Origin of the sequence: Streptomyces sp. NPDC052042 (assembly GCF_044548345.1) — a bacterium.
In the GTDB taxonomy this organism is placed as follows: Bacteria; Actinomycetota; Actinomycetes; order Streptomycetales; family Streptomycetaceae; genus Streptomyces.
Genome location: NZ_JBIUBU010000001.1, coordinates 80734 through 97021, shown reverse-complemented (window position 1 = coordinate 97021; position 16288 = coordinate 80734). Strand labels below are relative to the sequence as shown.

Below are 16288 nucleotides of genomic sequence, written 5' to 3'. Positions count from 1 at the left end.
ATGGGCCGGGGCACCGCCGCCCGGGGCGCTACAGCGCCTGGGCGGCGGGTTTCACCATGCCTCGGACGGTGCGGGCCTTCACGAAGTCGCCCAGGGCCGTCATCTCCCACTCACCGGAGTACTGCCTGATCAGCTTGGCCATCATCACGCCGGTCTGCGGCTGCGCGCCGGTCAGGTCGAAACGGACCAGCTCCTCGCCGGTGACCGCGTCGATCAGGCGGCAGTACGCCTTGGCGACCTCGGTGAACTTCTGGCCGGTGAACGAGTTGACCGTGAAGATCAGCCCGGTCGCATCCGACGGGATCCGGCCGAGGTCGACGGTGATCACCTCGTCGTCCCCGGCGCCCTCGCCCGTGAGATTGTCACCGGAGTGCTTGATCGCGCCGTTCAGGATGGAGAGCTTGCCGAAGTAACAGCTGTCCAAGTGGTTGCGCTGGGGGCCGTAGGCGATCACCGAGGCGTCCAGGTCGATGTCCTTGCCACGGAAGGCGGGTTCCCAGCCGAGGCCCATCTTGATCAGGGAGAGCAGCGGACGGCCGCCCTTGACCAGGGACACCGTCTGGTTCTTCTGGAGGCTGACCCGGCCCTTGTCGAGGCTGATCCGGCCAGGGGCGGCGGGCATGGCCGGCGGGGCGGCAGGGACGGTCGGCGGGGTGGCGGGAGCCGGGGGAGCGGCGATCCGCGGGTCCATGGGAGGCGCGGCGGGCATCGCGGGCACGGTGGCCGGAGCGGGCGGCGCGCTGGGCATGGCCGCGGGTGCGGTGGGCATGGCCGCGGGGGTGGGTGCGGGCTCGTCCTCGACCGAGACACCGAAGTCGGTCGCGATGCCGGCCAGGCCGTTGGCGTAGCCCTGGCCGACCGCGCGGACCTTCCAGGCACCGTTGCGGAGATAGACCTCCATGACCACCAGCGCCGTCTCCGTGGTCAGCCGCGGCGGGGTGAACGTGGCCAGCACGCCGCCGCTGCCCGCGTCACGCACGGTCGCCGTGGGCTCGATGCCCTGGAAGGACTGCCCGGCCGCGTCCGGGCTCGCCGTGACGACGATCTTCTCGATGCCGGCCGGGATCGCGGTGGTGTCCACGAGGATCGCGTCCGGTGACGTACCGTCGCCGGAGCGGTACGTCACGCCGGGGCCGCTGGGCTGGTTGTAGAAGATGAAGTCGTCGTCGGAGCGCACCTTGCCGGAGGCGGTGAGCAGCAGGCCCGAAACGTCGAGCCGCACCGGTGCGGAGACGTCCACTGCCACGCGGGCGGTGGACAGGGGGATGTTCGAGCCGGGGGTCATAGCGGTCATGCATCGGGTAACGAACGATCCGGCTTTGCCGTTCCCTTACCTTCACCCATCTTGACGTACCCGCGCCGCCCCGTGACCAGCAGGACCGAGGCCAGCAGCGCCGCCGCACCGGTCAGCGGCAGCAGCACCCGGACGTCCACCACGGCGACCAGGCCCGCGCCGAGCGCCAGCGCCACCGCGTTCGGCGTCATCATCAGCGTGTTGGCGGTGGCGCTGGTCCGGCCCAGCAGCGCGTCCGGGGTCTCCCGCTGCACCGCCGTCATCGCGGCGATCAGCACGCACGGCAGCCCGAACCCGATGGCCGCGCTGGCCGCCAGTGCCACCGCGTCGTTCGGCAGCGCCCGCGCCCCCACCGCCACGGCGAACAGCGCCGTCCCGGCCGCCGCGAACATCCGCTCCGGAAGTCGCCGCAACAGCGGCCCGGCCAGCAGCCCGACAGCGACGGATCCGGCGCCCTGCACCGCGTACAGCGCACCCGCGTACGTGGGGGCGTGGCCGAGGACGTCGTCGATGAGGGCGTACATCGCCGCCCCGTTGAGTCCCGCGCACAGCATCGTCACCGAGCCCGTCAGCACCAGGGGCCGCAGCACGGGCGACCGCCACAGCTCCCGCTTACCGGCGTCCCCTCCGACGTCCCGCTGCTGGGACACGGCATCGCCCCCGGCCAGCTTGCGTACCGGCAGCAGCGCGCAGACCCCGGCCGCCAGCAGGAACGACGCCGCGTCCAGCAATGCCACCGCACCGCCTCCGAACTGTGCGTACAGCCCCGCCCCGGCCAGGGGCGCCAGTAGCTTCATGCCCTCGTTCGCCGTCATCCGCAGCCCGTTGAAATCGCCCAGCAGGCGGGGCTCGACGGCCCCGGCGACCAGGGCGGACTCGGCCGCGTCCATCACGACGGATCCCGCCCCGTACAGGACGAGCACGGGGAACAGGAGCCAGACCCGCTCCGCCGAGTCGACCAGGAGCAGGATGGCCAGCAGTCCCGCCATCAGCAGGTTCGACCAGACCAGCAGCGGCTTGCGGGGCAGCCGGTCGGCGATCGAGCCGAGCGCGGGCCCGAACAGCACCGGCAGCCACATCGCGAAGACGACGAGCGCTGCCAGACTGTCGGAGCCGGTGAGCGACTTCACCCAGACCCCGGCGGCCAGCCACATCGCGGACGACCCGAAACCGGAGACGACGACCGCGGTCAGGAAGAGTGCTGCCGTCCGGTCCCGCAACACCCGCATCGTCGCCGACCCCGACCCCGACCCCGACCCCGACGTTGACGTTGACCCTGACCCCGATCCCGATCCCGACTCCGGTTCCGAGCCCGGATCCGCCCCCGTCCCTGATCCGGCTCCCGACCTCGGCCTCCGCACGGCACCCGCCACGACAACCCTCCACAACCGTGCCTGTGTGACGCGTCCAGGCTGGTGACTGAGGAGGTCCCGAAGCATCGGGCAGATGCCTTATTCCGTGCCCGTCGGACCCGTCGTCAGGGCGGCGTCCGTAAGGAGAACGCCGTATCCGGCCCTCGGCGCGGAGCGCCCCGGCACGAGGGCGAGCCCCTGGGAGCCGGAGCGGAGAGCGGCGGGGCCGCGACGCGCGCACCGGCCGCGGGGCGGGCACCGCAGGGACGGGCCGCAACGGAGAAAGGGGCCGTGCCGGACCGGCGTCCGGCGCGGCCCCTTCCCGTCAGCGCGCCAGTGCCGCCTTCATCATCTTCTGGGCGACCGGGGCGGCCAGGCCGTTGCCGCTGACCTCCGAGCGGGCCGCCCCGGAGTCCTCGACGACCACGGCGACCGCGACCTCCTTGCCGGCGGCCCGGTCCTTCGCGTACGCGGTGAACCAGGCGTACGGGGTCCTGCTGTTGTCCACACCGTTCTGGGCGGTCCCCGTCTTGCCGCCGACCTCGGCCCCGGCGATCCGGGCGTTGCTGCCGGTACCCTCCTCGACCACCGTCACCATCGCGCTGCGCAACTGCTCGGCGGTGGACTTCGAAACCACCCGCTCGGTGTCGCCGTCCGCGAACTCCTGCAAGGTGTCGCCGTCGGCGTCGGTCACCTTCGACACCATGTGCGGCGCGGCCAGTTCACCGCCGTTGGCGAGCGCGGCCGACACCATGGCGATCTGCACGGGCGTCGCGGTCACCTCGAACTGCCCGATGCCCGACAGCGCCGTCTGCGCCTTGTCCATGCCGGACGGGTAGACGCTCTTGAACGCGCGTACCGGCACATCGAGCTTCTCGGTGTTGAAGCCGAACTTCTCCGCCATCGCCCGGATCTTGTCCTGGCCGAGGTCGACGGCGATCTTCCCGAAGACGTTGTTGCAGGAGTACTGGAGCGCGGTGCGCAGTGTGGCGTTCTCGCAGGGGGCGGAGGGGTTCTCGTTCTTGAGGTCCCTGCTGGTACCGGGCAGGGGGTACGGGTTCGGGCTGTCCGTGCGCTCGTCGACGGAGCGGTACAACCCGTCCTCCAGTGCCGCGGCCGCCACCACCAGCTTGAACGTGGAACCGGGCGCCAGCGGCTGCCGCAGCGCCCGGTTGACGAGCGGCTTGTCCGGGTCGTTCAGCAGCTTCTTCCAGGCGTCGCCGTCCGTCGCCCCGCTGATCGTCGACGGGTCGTAGGACGGGGTGGACACCATGGCCAGGATCCGTCCGGTCCTGGGGTCGATCGCGACCGCCGCGCCCTTGTAGCCGCCCAGCGCCTCGTACGCGGCCTTCTGTACATCGCGGTCGATCGTGGTCAGGACGTCGCCCGGGGCCGCCTGCTTGCCGGTCAACGCGTCCAGTGGGTTCTTCAGCCGGTCGTCGGTGCCGTCGAGCACGGGACCGTAGATCCCTTCCAGTTGCGTGGTACCGAACGCCTGGGAGCTGTAGCCGGTGACGGCCGAGTAGAGCGCGCCCTCGGTGTAGGTGCGCCGGTACGCGAGGTCGCCGCCCGTCGTCTTCTTCGATCCGGTGACCGGTTTCCCGGCCACGATGATGTCACCGAGCGGCTGCGCGTACTGCGCGATGGTCTTCCGCCGGTTGTGCTTGTCGTCTGCGAGTGCCCGTGCCTGATACGCCTGCACCCAGGTCGCCCGCACCAGCAGGGCGAGGACCAGGAGCAGGCAGAAGACCCCGGTCCGCCTGATCGTCGTGTTCATCCCATAGGAGGACGAGCGGGGCGCCGCGCGCCGTTCCCGGCCGCGCCGTTTCTCACCGATTCCTCATCCACAGGGTGGTCCGCACGAAGGCCGGCGCCAACACGCGGAGCGACCGCAGGCGGGGACGAAGGCGGCGGCCTCCACACATTCATCGCTGTGGCTTCTCCGGACCATGTGCCGGGCGCCGAGGTGTCTGCGGGAGATCTGGTGCCTGTTTCTATCTCGTCGGCCTGCCAGGCGTGTTCACTCCGCTGCGGCGTATTGCACGAAGCGTGCCCACGAGGTTGGGGTGAGGGCGAGGTGGGGGAGAGCGGTGTCCTTCGAGTCGCGGACGAGGATGGCTTGATCGACGGTGGCGAACTCCACGCATGCGCCGCCTTCCCCGCTGCTGTAACTGCTCTTGGACCAGGAAAGGCTGGCCTCGTCAATGGGGCGATGGTCGCTCATTGCTCTCCCAAGATCTTCTCGATCAGTACCAGGGACTCGCGGGGATTGAGTGCCTGACCTCGGATGCTGCCGTATCGCGCCGACAGCATACGTACTTCTTCCAGGTCAGTGATCAGCTTGCTGATGTTCTGTACTTCCAGATACCCCACCTGAGCCCGCCCCTTCGGAGTGAGAAGGATGAACGGACCTCCAAGGCTCGGGTGTTCATCAACATACGTCGGCATGACCTGAAGCTCCACGCTGCGTAGCCCCGCGAATTCGACCAGCTTTTCCAACTGTCGACGGTGCACCTCGTGTCCGCCGATGGGGCGTCGGAGGACGGACTCCTCGATGGTGAACGTCGTCAGCGGCGGTGGCCAGCTCGTCAGAATTTCCTGGCGCTCCATTCGAGCCAGTACGCGCTGTTCGACGATGTCATCAGGGAGGAGCGGCTGACGACTGGTGAAGACCGCACGCGCGTGATCTTCTGTTTGAAGCAGTCCAGGCATGGCAAGTGTGCTGTAGTCGTGCAGCTCGACTGCCTGCCGCTCCAGCTTCGCGTAGTCCTTGAACCACGCCGGATGCTTCACCCGGGCCCGTGCCTTCGCGCGCTTCACGTCCTCCTTCGCCGCCCGGAGCAGGCCGCCCGCATCCAGCAACTCATCGGCGGCGTCCAGGAATTCGGGCTGCGGAGTCCTGCGCCCCCGTTCCAGCGAGCGGATCAACTCCTCGCTGTAGCCGAGGCGCTCGCCCAGTTCCCGCTGGGTGAGGCCGGCGCGCTCGCGCAGCAGCCGGACCTGACGGCCGATCACGCGGAACAGGTCCGCGGCTTCCTCCGAGTCGTCGTCGCCGTCGATCGCACCGTCCCACTCCATGCTGCTGCCCGCCTTCGTTCCTCGTCGGCCCACCGCGTCCGCCCCTCCGTTACGGGGGACGACCGGTACCGGTTGCCGTACGTACCGTTACATACACGCTGAGTACAGCCGTCGTTGCTGGTCAGCGTACGGCGGCTCGACCACGCTGTGTGGCGTGACGAGTGAATCCGTACAGATCGACACCCCCCAACCGGTAGCCCCCGTACAGCAGTTCACCCAGCTGTTGAGCGCCACCCGTCGGGGGGCCCGCCTCGCGCGGCTCCTCGCCGTGGAACAGCTGGTGGCCTGGGAATGGCCGCGTGACGGTGAACGCACCGAGGCCGCCGCGCTCGTCGTCGCCGAACTGGCGGCGAACGCGGTCGTCCACGGGCGGCTCGACGGGCGGGGGTTCCGCCTCGGACTGGCCCTGCTGCCGGCCGGGCGGCTGCGGATCGAGGTCACGGATCCGCGCGGTGAACGCGGCCTTCCCGCCGTGCGCCCAGAGGATGCGGGCGAGGGCGGGCGGGGGCTGATCATTGTTGACGCGCTCGCCGCGGACTGGGGTGTCCGGCCGCACCCGCCGTCCGCGAAGACCGTCTGGGCGGAGGTCTCCGCCGTGCGGCCGTGACCGCCGACCCCCTTCCGCTTCCCGCGCCTCACTCCGTTTGCGCCTCGCTCCGCCTCCCGTGCCCCGGACGGGAGTGCAGCGGGTGCGGGCGTCGGTGCTCAGTGCTTGAGGCTTGCCATGAGGCCACGCATGTCACTGATCAAGGCCGAGTGGTATTCGGACGCCTTCGGGGCGTCCGGTTCGTCATCCCTGAGCTCTTCGCTCGAGTCCTCGTCCATGTAGTAGGAGAAGACGGAGAGGGACAGGGAAAAGACCGCACCACCCTCCAGCACGCGGAGCTCCGACGTCTCGTCGTCGACGGTCAGCAGGTATGCCCGGTCGCCGAGGTTCGGAACCGTCTCCAGCTTCGCCTCGGGTGCGACGGCCAGGTCGGTCACCCGTCTCAACGCCTCGAACTCGGGCCGGGGGTCCGTCTGCTTGTGGAGCGTCACCGTGACTTCGACCCTGTACTCGACCGACCAGCCCCGGGCAGGCTGCTCGTCCCCGTTCGGCCCCCGGAGCGGAATGTAGCACCGTGCCTGGTCGAGGGCGGGATGGTTCACGATGCGTGGTCCGGAGTCGATGGCGCTCTCCCTCGGCCCGATCGCCGCGCCGATCGACTTCAGTCTCAGGGACGGGCAGGGGTCTTCGTCCAGCCGGTACCCGTGCAGGTCCGGTTTCCGGTCGCCGAATCCGTACAGAAAGAGCGCCGAGGCGCAGAGAGCGGTGGCCACCACCGCCCCGCCCAGTGCCCACAGCCACGGTCTGCGCTCCCGGCGCCCCCCAGCCGGTTCGCTGCCGAAGCCGTCCATCACCTCACGGGAGTTCTCGGGGCCGAACTGCCCCGTCAGTTCCGGCTCGGAAATCACAGGTTCCCCCCTGGTCGCCGCCTTGTCCGTGTGAGATCACATCACGGGTTCCCGCGTTCCCGCAGGGGCTTTTGCCCTCCGCGTCCGGGCAGTTGCGGAACGGTGGCTTCCATATGCTCTGGACCGTGCAGGTCAGGCGGCAGCGCCGAGCGATCACCGTCGTGGCGCACCCTGGCGTCCAGGTGGCGGTGGTCGTCTGCCGTACGAGAGCGTTGGCGCCCGCGAGGGCCGGAGCGGTCGATTCTGCGTCCGAGGTCAAGGGACGGGGAGCAGCGCATCGCCCCCGCCCTCCGACAGCTCGATGCCGCGGGGAACGGGGGCGGGTGGAGTCGTCAGCCGTTCCGGCTCACCGGCGCGGAACCGGTGGGGTAGTTGGTGCCGGTCTCGACGGAGTTGGGGATCTCGCGGCTGCGCTGGCTGTCGCAGTACACGACGTTCCAGTGCAGGTGCGGGCCCGTCACGTTCCCGGTGGCGCCGGAGGTGCCGATCTGCTGGCCCTGGGCCACCCGGTTGCCCTTGTTGATGATCGTCGAGCTCAGGTGGGCGTACTGGGTGCACCGGTTGTTGCCGTGGTCGATCAGCGCCATGATGCCGCCGGCGCCGTTCCAGCCCTCGAAGTAGACGGTGCCCGCGGCCGAGGCCCTGATCGGGGTGCCGCTGGGGGTGGCGAAGTCGACGGCGTGCCGGTTGTAGTCGTCGTTGTGCGAGTAGCCCGAACCCGGGGTCTGGGTCACGGTGTACGCCCGGCCGGCCGGGTAGGGCAGCTTGAACGGTGCGCCGCCGCCGGAACAGGCGGGCACCACCGGATTGTTGGAGCCGGTCTCCAGGAAGCCGTCGGTGACCCAGCCGCCGCTCGACACCTTGTTCCAGACGTTGGTGGCACCGCCGATGCCCTGCACGGTGTCGCCCCGGCTGTAGCAGGTGATCGTCACCCTGCTGCCGTTGGCGAGGCTGCCGACCACCGAGGCGCCGAGGCGGGGCTCGGACCGTACGTTGAGTGGCAGGCCGTTGGGAACGGCCACCCTCACCACGGCGTCGGCCTGTGCCGATCCGACCGGGACCATGACCGCCAGTCCGGCGAGGGAGAGGGCCAGTAGGGCCCGGACGCTGCGACGCATCGGCGACTCCGAAAGTAGGGGGGCGAGAGGACAGGGCAGATCTTGTCATGCATGCGACGAACTCGATACCCGTCGGTACGACTTCGTGGCCAGTGATGGGTGAGAAGCGGCAATTAAGTTTCTTGTGTCCTGCGTCACCTGCGTTTCCGCCGTGAGAGGACGGACGCCTCGCGTGGGGCGCGATCGGTTCGTGCTCCGGGAATGGACGGGTCCGCGGTGGTGTTCGCCCCGATGCGCGGAGGAGTGTTTCGCGCCGCCCGGCCCCCGGACTCCGAGGTCCGGACCGACGACCCCAGCCCCGGACCCGGAGAGAAAGAAGAGACATGCGCGTCGAGATCTGGAGCGACATCGCCTGCCCCTGGTGCTATATAGGCAAGGCCCGTTTCGAGAAGGGCCTGGCGGGGTTCGCCCACCGCGACCAGGTCGAGGTCGTGCATCGGTCCTTCGAGCTCGACCCCTCGCACGCCAAGGGAGAGACCGTGCTGGTGGCCGACATGCTGGCGCGGAAGTACGGCCGCACCCCCGAAGAGGTGCGGGCCATGGAGGAGCACGTAGCGGACAACGCGCGGGCCGAGGGGCTCGGTTACCTCACCGAGGGCCGCGACCACGGAAACACCTTCGACATCCACCGGCTGCTCCACCTGGCCAAGGCACGGGGTCGCCAGGACGAACTGCTGAACCTCGCCTACCGGGCGAACTTCGCCGAGGAGCGTTCCGTCTACGACGCCGAGGTGCTGGTCGACCTGGCCGTCGAGGCGGGACTCGACGCGGACGAGGTGCGGGCCGTGCTCGCCGATCCGGAGGCGTATGCCGACGAGGTGCGGGCGGACGAGCGGGAGGCGTCCGAGCTGGGGGCCGGCGCGGTGCCGTTCTTCGTGCTCGACCGGCGGTACGGGATCTCCGGAGGCCAGCCCGCCGAGGTCTTCGCGCAGGCGCTGGAACAGGCGTGGAAGGACCGGCCGCTGACCGCGATCGGCGGGGACGCGGCGGCATGCGACGCCGACGGTGTCTGCGAGGTCCCGCAGGCCGGCGGTGGCGGCGCCTGAGCGCTCGGCGCGGTCGGCGGCGGCTCCCGAGGTCCCGGCGCGGCAGCCGGGCCGGCCCGCGCGGCTTCCGTACGGTCCGGCCCGGACCCGTATGCCTGGAGGTCCGGGGCCCGTGCGCGGTTCATACGGCCGTGAGCACGGCGCTGTTACGGGAGTCCCGTGACCGCCGGTGATTGACGGCCGATCACGACGGCCTCAGGCTGGACGCATGGAGACCGCTTCGTTCAGCCGTGTGGTGGAAGAGCAGTTCGCACCCGAGACCACCTATCTGAACACCGCCAGTTGCGGGCTGCTGCCCCGCCGCGCGGTGGAGGCCGTGAAGAGACTCACCGACGAACTCGCCACGGGGAGCAGGGCCGGCTCCGGGGACTTCGAGGCGGTGGAAGCGGCGCGGGCCGGCTTCGCGCGTCTCGTCGGGGTCGGTGCCGACCGGGTCGCCGTCGGCAGTTCGGTCTCCGTCCATGTCGGGCTGATCGCGGCATCGCTCCCGGCGGGCGCCGAAGTCCTGGCGCCCGAGGGGGAGTTCAGCTCCGTCGTCAGCCCGTTCGCGGTCCGCGGCGACCTGCGGATGCGCTACGTCCCGCTGGAGGCGCTGGCCGGCGCGGTGCGGCCCGGGACCGCGCTCGTCGCGTTCTCCTCCGTGCAGTCCGCCGACGGCCGGACCGCCGATCTCGACAAGGTGCGCGAGGCGGCGGCCGTCCACGGCGCCCGGACCCTGCTCGACACCACCCAGTCGGCGGGGTGGCTGCCGCTGGACGCCGGGGCGTACGACTACACCGTCACCGGCGGTTTCAAGTTCCTGCTCGCTCCGCGCGGTACGTCGTTCCTCACCGTGTCCGAGGAAGCGCAGCGCACACTCCCGGCTCTCTTCGCCGCATGGGCCGCCGCCGACGATCCCTGGAACAGCACGTACGGCCCGGTCGGGTCGCTCCCGGGCAGCGCCCGCCGCTACGACGCACCGGTGTCCTTCCTCTCGTACCACGGGGCCCGGCACTCCCTCGCGCTGCTGGGCGAGGTCGGCGCCGACGCCGTCCACGCCCGTGTCACCGGGCTCGCGGCCCGCTTCCGGGACGGGCTCGCGGGGCTGGGGCACGAGGCGGTGCCGGGGGAGTCGGCCATCGTGGCCGTGCCGGGGCTCGGCGGGCAGGTGGCCGCGCTGGCACGCGCCGGGGTGGTGGTCTCGGAGCGGGCGGGGAGCCTGCGGGCGGCCTTCCATCTGTACAACACCGAGGCCGATGTGGACCGGGCTCTGGACGTGCTCGCCCGCTGAGACCATGGGCGGCGGCCCGGCCCGGCCGGGCCCGAGTGAGTGCTCCCACGCCCGTGGCCCGGGTGGTGGGGCGGCGGGGATCAGCGACGACCGGGGCAGTCCGTGTCCCCCGCGGCCTCCCGGCAGAGGTTCTCCTCGATCCTGCCGAGCAACCGGGCCAGCTCCGCGCGTTCGGCCGGGTCCAGCCCGGCGAGGGTGAGGCCCTCCAGATCCGTCCACGCCTGCTCGACGGCGGCGTACAGCGCGCAGCTCTCCTCGGTGGCCTCGACCAGGACGGCCCGGCGGTCGTCCGGGTCGGGGGAGCGGCGGACATGTCCGGCCTGCTCCAGGCGCTGGAGCATCTTGGTGATGGTGGAGGGATCCAGGTCCATGACCTTGATCAGCTCGGACTGGCGTACCGGCCCCGTGTCCCACAGGTGCATCATCAGGAACTCCTGACCGGGGTAGAGCCCGAGCCCCTTCAGCAGCCTCCCCGCGGTGATCCGGTGCAGCCGCGCGGTCCGGGCGAAGGCGCGGCTGACGGGGCCGCCGAGTGCGGCGCTCGACGGTGCGGTGCAGGCGGATTCGGCCTTCATCGGAACTCCTCGGGGGTGGCGCCGGCACGGTCCGGTGCCAGTGGGAGTCGGGTCGGGAGCGGGGATCCGGGCGTTTCCTCCAAGAACACTACCCTCACCACGGCATTGCTTGGTCGACCAAGCAAGCCTCTCGCGCTGGTCGACGAGGCGATCGCGGATGTCCTTGTGTACGGTGCGCTGTTCATCGCCGACCCGGGCCTGCGCGCCCGTCCGGCTGGAGACCGGAGGCCCGTTCGCCCCCTGGCCCGGCGACCTTCTTCGGCGGGGGCGCCGAGGGGTGCGTCGACTGCCCGTCGCCGGAGGCTGCCCGGCCCTGAGCGCCGGACCGCGAGGGCCGCCGGGGCGCGTGCGGCCCGGCACCCCCGGCGGCCTCATGGTCGTCCGGTCCCGCTAACCCCGGCCGGACTCCGCCAACGGCGCGCTATACCACCGCCAGGAGTCGAGCCGACCGCGGCCCGGCAGTTCGGCGCGGCCGGTGGCCCAGAGCAGCACGGCCCAGCGGTCGGCGTCCTCCGGCGCGTCCGGGAACAGCCGCGCCAGGACCCGGTCGCAGAGATCGGCGGGCGGCGTCCAGGGCACGCCCAGACCCGCGGCGAGGTCGTACGCGTGCACCAGCGTCTCCACGACGCCCATGGCGGCGAAGCCTTCGGGGTCGGACACCCCGGCGGGGTGGTACGCGCGGGCCTCGGGAGAGGCCGTCCGCACCATCGCCGCGAGCAGCGCCCCGCTCGCCTCCAGCGTGCTCAGCAGTCCCACCGGTCCGCCCGATCGGTCGGCGAAGACCGCGTTCGTCGGGCCGCCCTCGCGGTCGGCGGCCCAGCGGTACGGGACGTAAGCGGACGAGGGCGTCCGCGTGCCCAACTGGGCCGCGTAGGAGAAGAGATCGTCACTCAGGTGTTCTGCGGTCTCCCAGCAGTCCCACTCCAACGACCCGGCAGGGGAACGCCAGTCGTCGAGCGGGGCGTCTTGGAGCGCGTCGACCGTGAGACGGACCGCGGTGGTCACGTCGTCAGCGGTGACCCGCGGCCGGGTATCGGCCGGTGTCGTCCGTTCTGCCGCGCTCCGCTCGACGCACAGTTCGTTGCCCTCCGGATCGGCGAGCGTCGCCCAGCCCCGCCCGTCCGGTCGGCGGAGGTCGGCGACGAGGGTGGCGCCCAGGGCGAGCAGTCGCTCCACCTCCTGGTCGCGGGTGCGGTCCTGCGGCTGGAGGTCCAGATGCAGACGGTTCTTGGTGCGCTTCGGCTCGGGCACCTGGATGAACAGCAGTCCGGCGCCCGGGGCCTCGACGAGCACCTCGGGATCACCGGGGGCGTCCCCGTCGGAGAGCGGGGCGCCGAGCACCTCGGACCAGAAGCGGGCCAGTTCGTAGGCGTCGGCACAGTCGATCGTGATGTGACGGACGAGTGAGGTCATGGCTCCACTGTTCCGGTCAACGGCCTTCACTGTCCACAGGGTTAGGGGCGGGGCGGGGGGCGCCGGACGCAGCCCCCCGCCCCGCGCTCCGGTCCGTCCGCCGCGTCATCGGCATCATCCGTTCGAGAGGGCTCCGGAGCGTCCGTCCGGGACGGCTGCGGACCTCCTTCCGAAAGGATCCGTCACAGGTTGTCCCCCCATCCGCTCTGGACCATGGTCTGGAACGCCCACTCCCCGTCCCGTCGGATCAGGATGTCGGCGTAGCGCAGGTGCTGGGTCCGGCCCTGCGCCGTCATGACCGAGTCCGAGAAGACCACGGCCAGGGAGGGGGAGACGAAGACGGGAGTCCGGGTGGACTCGAAGGTGATGTCCTGGTCTCCCGCGCCCATCACCTGTGTCATCGTCGCGACGAACTGCTCGCGGGTCCACTGCGCCGAACGGCCGTTGCCGGCCGCGTCGTCGCTCACCAGGTTGAGGGGGAACACCGCCAGGTCCGCCATGCGCTCGATGTCGCGCCGGGCGCTGCGCGCGTCGTACTCGGCGAACCAGGCGTCCAGGCTCGCGCGGTCCTCGGCCGTCGGGACGTATCCGGTGTCGGGCAGTCGGGTCACGTGGGCTCCTCGCAGGCTTCGATCGCACTCGTCAAATTTGACTACGCGTGAAGGTATACCTCCGGCGGCAGGTAGTCAAACTTGATGAGTTCCGCCGTGGCCGGGACGTGCGAGCCGGAACGCCGACGCGAGCCGGGGGCCACGCACCGCGCCGTTTCACAGCAGTCCCCGTCCCCGTCCCCGTCCCCGTGCCCGGCCGAGGACGGGGGACGCAGGCGGAGGCGGAGCCGAGGACGACGCACGGCGGACGGGGACGGGCAATCGCCCGCCCCCGTCCGCCGTGCCGGAGCGTCCTCACCTCACCGGGGTGAAGTCCCGTGCCCCGATGAACTCCGGACGCCGCGCCGGTGCCGCGAACGGTTCCTCGGCGGCGTTCTCCACGCTGTTGAAGACGATGAAGACGTTGCTGCGCGGATACGGGGTGATGTTGTCGCCGGAACCGTGCATGCAGTTGCAGTCGAACCAGGTCGCCGAACCCGTCGGGCCCGTGAAGAGCTTGATGCCGTGCCGGTCGGCCAGCGTGGTCAGCGCCTCGTCGGACGGGGTGCCGGCGTCCTGCATGCGCAGGGACTGCTTGTAGTTGTCCTCCGGGGTCGCCCCGGCGCACCCCAGGAACGACTTGTGCGAACCGGGCATGATCATCAGCCCGCCGTTGGTGTCGTGGTTCTCGGTCAGCGCGATCGACACGGAAACCGCCCGCATGCGCGGCAGACCGTCCTCGGCGTGCCAGGTCTCGAAGTCCGAGTGCCAATAGAACCCCGAGGCGCCGAAGCCCGGCTTCACATTGATCCGCGACTGGTGGACGTACACGTCCGAGCCGAGGATCTGGCGGGCCCGGCCCACCACGCGCTCGTCGGCGACCAGCCGGGCGAAGACCTCGCTGATCTTGTGGACCTCGAAGACCGAACGGACCTTCTGGGACGTCGGTTCGACGATCGAGCGCTCGTCGGCGCGCACCGCGGGGTCGGCGATCAGGCGGTCCAGTTCGGCTCGGTAGGCGGCGACCTCGTCCGGGTTGATCAACTGGTCCACGGTGAGGAAGCCGTCGCGTTCGAAGCCCTGGAGATCGCGCGCGGCGATCGGCCCCGGGGCACCGGGCGCGGACCAGACGACCGGGTCCTGTCGAGGGGTGACCATCTCGGCCGTGCCGCGCGTCGGGTAGAGGTCGAGGCGCGTGCCGGCGCGTACGGCCGTGTGTGCGTCGGTGGTCATGGGTTCAGTCCTCCTCGGTCAGCAGCGGGTAGACACCGTTCTCGTCGTGCTCCTCCCGTCCGGTGACCGGAGGGTTGAAGACGCAGACGCAGCGGAAATCGGTCTTCGGTCGCATGGTGTGGCGCTCATGGCCGTCCAGCAGGTACATCGTGCCGGGGGTGATCCAGTGCTTCTCGCCGGTCTCCTCGTTGGTGAGTTCGGCCTCACCCTCGACGCACAGGACGGCCTCGATGTGGTTCGCGTACCACATGGTCGTCTCGGTGCCCGCGTACATGGTGGTCTCGTGGAGCGAGAAGCCGACCTTCTCCTGCGCGAGCACGATGCGCTTGCTCTCCCAGGTGCCGGAAGCGGCCTTCACATGCCGGTCGGTGTTCTCGATGTCGCTGAAGGATCGGACGATCACGGTGGGTGGGTCGCCTTTCTCTGTGCGGTGTTGCTTCCTGCGGTGTTGCATCGTGCGGTGCTGCTCGGTGCGGAACTCTTCGGAGCCGGTACGGGCCGAGCCGGGCCGAACTGGGCCGAGCCGGTACGGCCCGTACCGGGCGGGAGCAGTGGTCAGGCGGTCTCGCGGATCGCGCGGGCCAGCGTGCGCAGCCCCTCGTCCAGTTCCTCGGGGGTGACGGTCAGCGGCGGCAGCAGCTTCACCACCTCGCTCTGCGGGCCGGAGGTCTCGACCAGGAGGCCCAGTTCGAAGGCGCGGGCGCAGACCGCGGCGGCGCGCGCCGGGTCGGTGAACTCCACGCCCCAGACCAGACCGCGGCCCCGGTACCGGGCCCCGAGCCGGGCGTGCTCGTCGCAGATCGCCAGGAGCGCCTGTTCGACCTGCTCGCCCCGGGCCAGGGTCTGCTTCTCCATCTCGCCGTCCGCCCAGTAGGCGTCCAGCGTGGCGGCGGCCGTGACGAAGGCCGGGTTGTTGCCGCGGAAGGTGCCGTTGTGCTCGCCCGGCCCCCAGATGTCCAGCTCCGGCTTGAACAGGCAGAGCGACATGGGCAGTCCGTACCCGCTGATGGACTTCGACAGGGTGACGATGTCGGGGACGATGCCGGCCTCCTCGAAGGAGAAGAACCCGCCCGTGCGCCCGCACCCCATCTGGATGTCGTCGACGATCAGCAGCATGTCGCGGCGGCGGCACAGGTCGGCGAGCGCCCGCAGCCACTCGGCGCGCGCCACGTTGATGCCGCCCTCGCCCTGCACCGTCTCGACGATCACGGCGGCGGGCTGGTTGAGACCCGAACCCTGGTCCTCCAGGAGCCGTTCGAACCAGAGGAAGTCGGGTACCTGGCCGTCGAGGTAGTTGTCGAACGGCATCGGGGTCCCGTGCACCAGCGGGATCCCGGCCCCGGCCCGCTTGAACGCGTTGCCGGTGACGGCCAGCGAGCCCAGTGACATGCCGTGGAACGCGTTGGTGAACGAGACGATCGACTCGCGCCCCTTCACCTTGCGGGCCAGCTTCAGTGCCGCCTCGACCGCGTTGGTGCCGGTCGGGCCGGGGAACATCACCTTGTACGGGAGGTCGCGCGGGCGCAGCACATGGCGCTGGAAGGACTCCAGGAAGGCGCGTTTCGCGGTGGTGGCCATGTCGAGGCCGTGGGTGATCCCGTCGCGCTCGATGTAGTCGATCAGCGCGCGTTTCAGCACGGGGTTGTTGTGTCCGTAGTTGAGGGATCCCGCGCCGGCGAAGAAGTCGAGGTACTCGTGGCCGTCCTCGTCGGTCAGCCGGGAGCCCTGAGCGCGGTCGAACACCGCGGGCCAGCTTCGGCAGTAGCTCCGTACCTCCGACTCCAGGGTCTCGAAGACGCTCAGCGCGGGCGGGGTGATGGTCACAGGGAGTTCTCCTGCTTGAGGGGGTGTGACGGGTGACGTC

At 70.7% G+C, this 16288-nt stretch carries 16 protein-coding genes; 3 read left to right on the top strand and 13 right to left on the bottom strand.

Annotated elements, in window-relative coordinates:
- Positions 1 to 28: 28 nt before the first annotated feature.
- From ACIHCL_RS00440 to ACIHCL_RS00420, 5 genes are all read right to left on the bottom strand, one after another.
- Positions 29 to 1294 carry a TerD family protein gene (locus ACIHCL_RS00440; protein ID WP_399855133.1) on the bottom strand — a complete coding sequence of 422 codons (1266 nt, stop codon included), beginning with the start codon at positions 1292 to 1294 and terminating at the stop codon, positions 29 to 31.
- Complete coding sequence (locus tag ACIHCL_RS00435) at positions 1291 to 2523, bottom strand: MFS transporter (protein ID WP_399855130.1); 1233 nt, start codon at positions 2521 to 2523, stop codon at positions 1291 to 1293. Before ACIHCL_RS00435 ends, ACIHCL_RS00440 begins: the two co-directional genes overlap by 4 nt.
- 448 nt (positions 2524 to 2971) lie before the next feature.
- A complete protein-coding gene (locus ACIHCL_RS00430) occupies positions 2972 to 4423 on the bottom strand; it encodes a peptidoglycan D,D-transpeptidase FtsI family protein (RefSeq protein ID WP_399855128.1) in 1452 nt (483 codons plus the stop codon).
- Positions 4424 to 4666: 243 nt separating this feature from the next.
- Positions 4667 to 4870 (bottom strand): DUF397 domain-containing protein, encoded by a 204-nt coding sequence (locus tag ACIHCL_RS00425; protein ID WP_399855125.1) that lies wholly within the window; start codon positions 4868 to 4870, stop codon positions 4667 to 4669.
- The gene (locus ACIHCL_RS00420; RefSeq protein WP_399855123.1) at positions 4867 to 5724 is read right to left on the bottom strand and encodes a Scr1 family TA system antitoxin-like transcriptional regulator; all 858 of its coding nucleotides are present in this window, start codon (positions 5722 to 5724) and stop codon (positions 4867 to 4869) included. The genes ACIHCL_RS00425 and ACIHCL_RS00420 overlap by 4 nt, the downstream gene beginning before the upstream one ends.
- Positions 5725 to 5878: 154 nt before the next feature.
- Here ACIHCL_RS00420 and ACIHCL_RS00415 point away from each other — a divergent pair, with 154 nt between their 5' ends.
- Positions 5879 to 6331, top strand: coding sequence for an ATP-binding protein (locus ACIHCL_RS00415; RefSeq protein WP_399855121.1), 453 nt, complete (start codon positions 5879 to 5881; stop codon positions 6329 to 6331).
- Positions 6332 to 6429: 98 nt separating this feature from the next.
- Here the strand turns inward: ACIHCL_RS00415 and ACIHCL_RS00410 are convergent, their stop codons facing one another.
- Both ACIHCL_RS00410 and ACIHCL_RS00405 read right to left on the bottom strand, forming a co-directional pair.
- Positions 6430 to 7179 (bottom strand): hypothetical protein, encoded by a 750-nt coding sequence (locus ACIHCL_RS00410; protein WP_399855119.1) that lies wholly within the window; start codon positions 7177 to 7179, stop codon positions 6430 to 6432.
- A gap of 332 nt (positions 7180 to 7511) precedes the next feature.
- Positions 7512 to 8297 (bottom strand): peptidoglycan DD-metalloendopeptidase family protein, encoded by a 786-nt coding sequence (locus ACIHCL_RS00405; RefSeq protein WP_399855116.1) that lies wholly within the window; start codon positions 8295 to 8297, stop codon positions 7512 to 7514.
- A 323-nt stretch (positions 8298 to 8620) separates the two neighbouring features.
- Between ACIHCL_RS00405 and ACIHCL_RS00400 the strand changes: the two genes are divergently transcribed.
- Positions 8621 to 9343: a DsbA family oxidoreductase gene (locus ACIHCL_RS00400; protein ID WP_399855114.1), complete on the top strand. Its 723-nt coding sequence runs from the start codon at positions 8621 to 8623 to the stop codon at positions 9341 to 9343.
- A gap of 208 nt (positions 9344 to 9551) precedes the next feature.
- The gene (locus ACIHCL_RS00395) at positions 9552 to 10613 is read left to right on the top strand and encodes an aminotransferase class V-fold PLP-dependent enzyme (RefSeq protein WP_399855111.1); all 1062 of its coding nucleotides are present in this window, start codon (positions 9552 to 9554) and stop codon (positions 10611 to 10613) included.
- Between the two features lie 80 nt (positions 10614 to 10693).
- On the opposite strand, the gene ACIHCL_RS00390 is transcribed toward ACIHCL_RS00395, so the two are convergent.
- The 6 genes from ACIHCL_RS00390 to ectB all read right to left on the bottom strand — a co-directional run bounded on the left by ACIHCL_RS00390 (position 10694) and on the right by ectB (position 16248).
- Positions 10694 to 11188 carry a MarR family winged helix-turn-helix transcriptional regulator gene (locus ACIHCL_RS00390; protein ID WP_399855109.1) on the bottom strand — a complete coding sequence of 165 codons (495 nt, stop codon included), beginning with the start codon at positions 11186 to 11188 and terminating at the stop codon, positions 10694 to 10696.
- 390 nt (positions 11189 to 11578) lie between these two features.
- The gene (locus tag ACIHCL_RS00385) at positions 11579 to 12601 is read right to left on the bottom strand and encodes a VOC family protein (RefSeq protein WP_399855107.1); all 1023 of its coding nucleotides are present in this window, start codon (positions 12599 to 12601) and stop codon (positions 11579 to 11581) included.
- A gap of 182 nt (positions 12602 to 12783) precedes the next feature.
- On the bottom strand, positions 12784 to 13212 hold the full coding sequence (locus ACIHCL_RS00380; RefSeq protein ID WP_399855104.1) for a nuclear transport factor 2 family protein: 429 nt from the start codon (positions 13210 to 13212) through the stop codon (positions 12784 to 12786).
- Between the two features lie 294 nt (positions 13213 to 13506).
- Positions 13507 to 14424 carry an ectoine hydroxylase gene (gene thpD / locus ACIHCL_RS00375; RefSeq protein ID WP_399855102.1) on the bottom strand — a complete coding sequence of 306 codons (918 nt, stop codon included), beginning with the start codon at positions 14422 to 14424 and terminating at the stop codon, positions 13507 to 13509.
- A 4-nt stretch (positions 14425 to 14428) separates the two neighbouring features.
- Positions 14429 to 14827, bottom strand: a complete 399-nt coding sequence (locus ACIHCL_RS00370) for an ectoine synthase (protein ID WP_399855100.1) — start codon at positions 14825 to 14827, stop codon at positions 14429 to 14431.
- A 152-nt stretch (positions 14828 to 14979) separates the two neighbouring features.
- Complete coding sequence (ectB, locus tag ACIHCL_RS00365) at positions 14980 to 16248, bottom strand: diaminobutyrate--2-oxoglutarate transaminase (RefSeq protein ID WP_399855099.1); 1269 nt, start codon at positions 16246 to 16248, stop codon at positions 14980 to 14982.
- Positions 16249 to 16288 lie beyond the last annotated feature (40 nt).

Bases quoted from the DNA above. Each gene is read 5' to 3' on its own strand.
- ACIHCL_RS00440 (WP_399855133.1), bottom strand. From the start codon at position 1,294: ATGACCGCTATGACCCCCGGCTCGAACATCCCCCTGTCCACCGCCCGC.
- ACIHCL_RS00435 (WP_399855130.1), bottom strand. From the start codon at position 2,523: ATGCGGGTGTTGCGGGACCGGACGGCAGCACTCTTCCTGACCGCGGTC.
- ACIHCL_RS00430 (WP_399855128.1), bottom strand. From the start codon at position 4,423: ATGAACACGACGATCAGGCGGACCGGGGTCTTCTGCCTGCTCCTGGTC.
- ACIHCL_RS00425 (WP_399855125.1), bottom strand. From the start codon at position 4,870: ATGAGCGACCATCGCCCCATTGACGAGGCCAGCCTTTCCTGGTCCAAG.
- ACIHCL_RS00420 (WP_399855123.1), bottom strand. From the start codon at position 5,724: ATGGAGTGGGACGGTGCGATCGACGGCGACGACGACTCGGAGGAAGCC.
- ACIHCL_RS00405 (WP_399855116.1), bottom strand. From the start codon at position 8,297: ATGCGTCGCAGCGTCCGGGCCCTACTGGCCCTCTCCCTCGCCGGACTG.
- ACIHCL_RS00400 (WP_399855114.1), top strand. From the start codon at position 8,621: ATGCGCGTCGAGATCTGGAGCGACATCGCCTGCCCCTGGTGCTATATA.
- ACIHCL_RS00395 (WP_399855111.1), top strand. From the start codon at position 9,552: ATGGAGACCGCTTCGTTCAGCCGTGTGGTGGAAGAGCAGTTCGCACCC.
- ACIHCL_RS00390 (WP_399855109.1), bottom strand. From the start codon at position 11,188: ATGAAGGCCGAATCCGCCTGCACCGCACCGTCGAGCGCCGCACTCGGC.
- ACIHCL_RS00385 (WP_399855107.1), bottom strand. From the start codon at position 12,601: ATGACCTCACTCGTCCGTCACATCACGATCGACTGTGCCGACGCCTAC.
- thpD (WP_399855102.1), bottom strand. From the start codon at position 14,424: ATGACCACCGACGCACACACGGCCGTACGCGCCGGCACGCGCCTCGAC.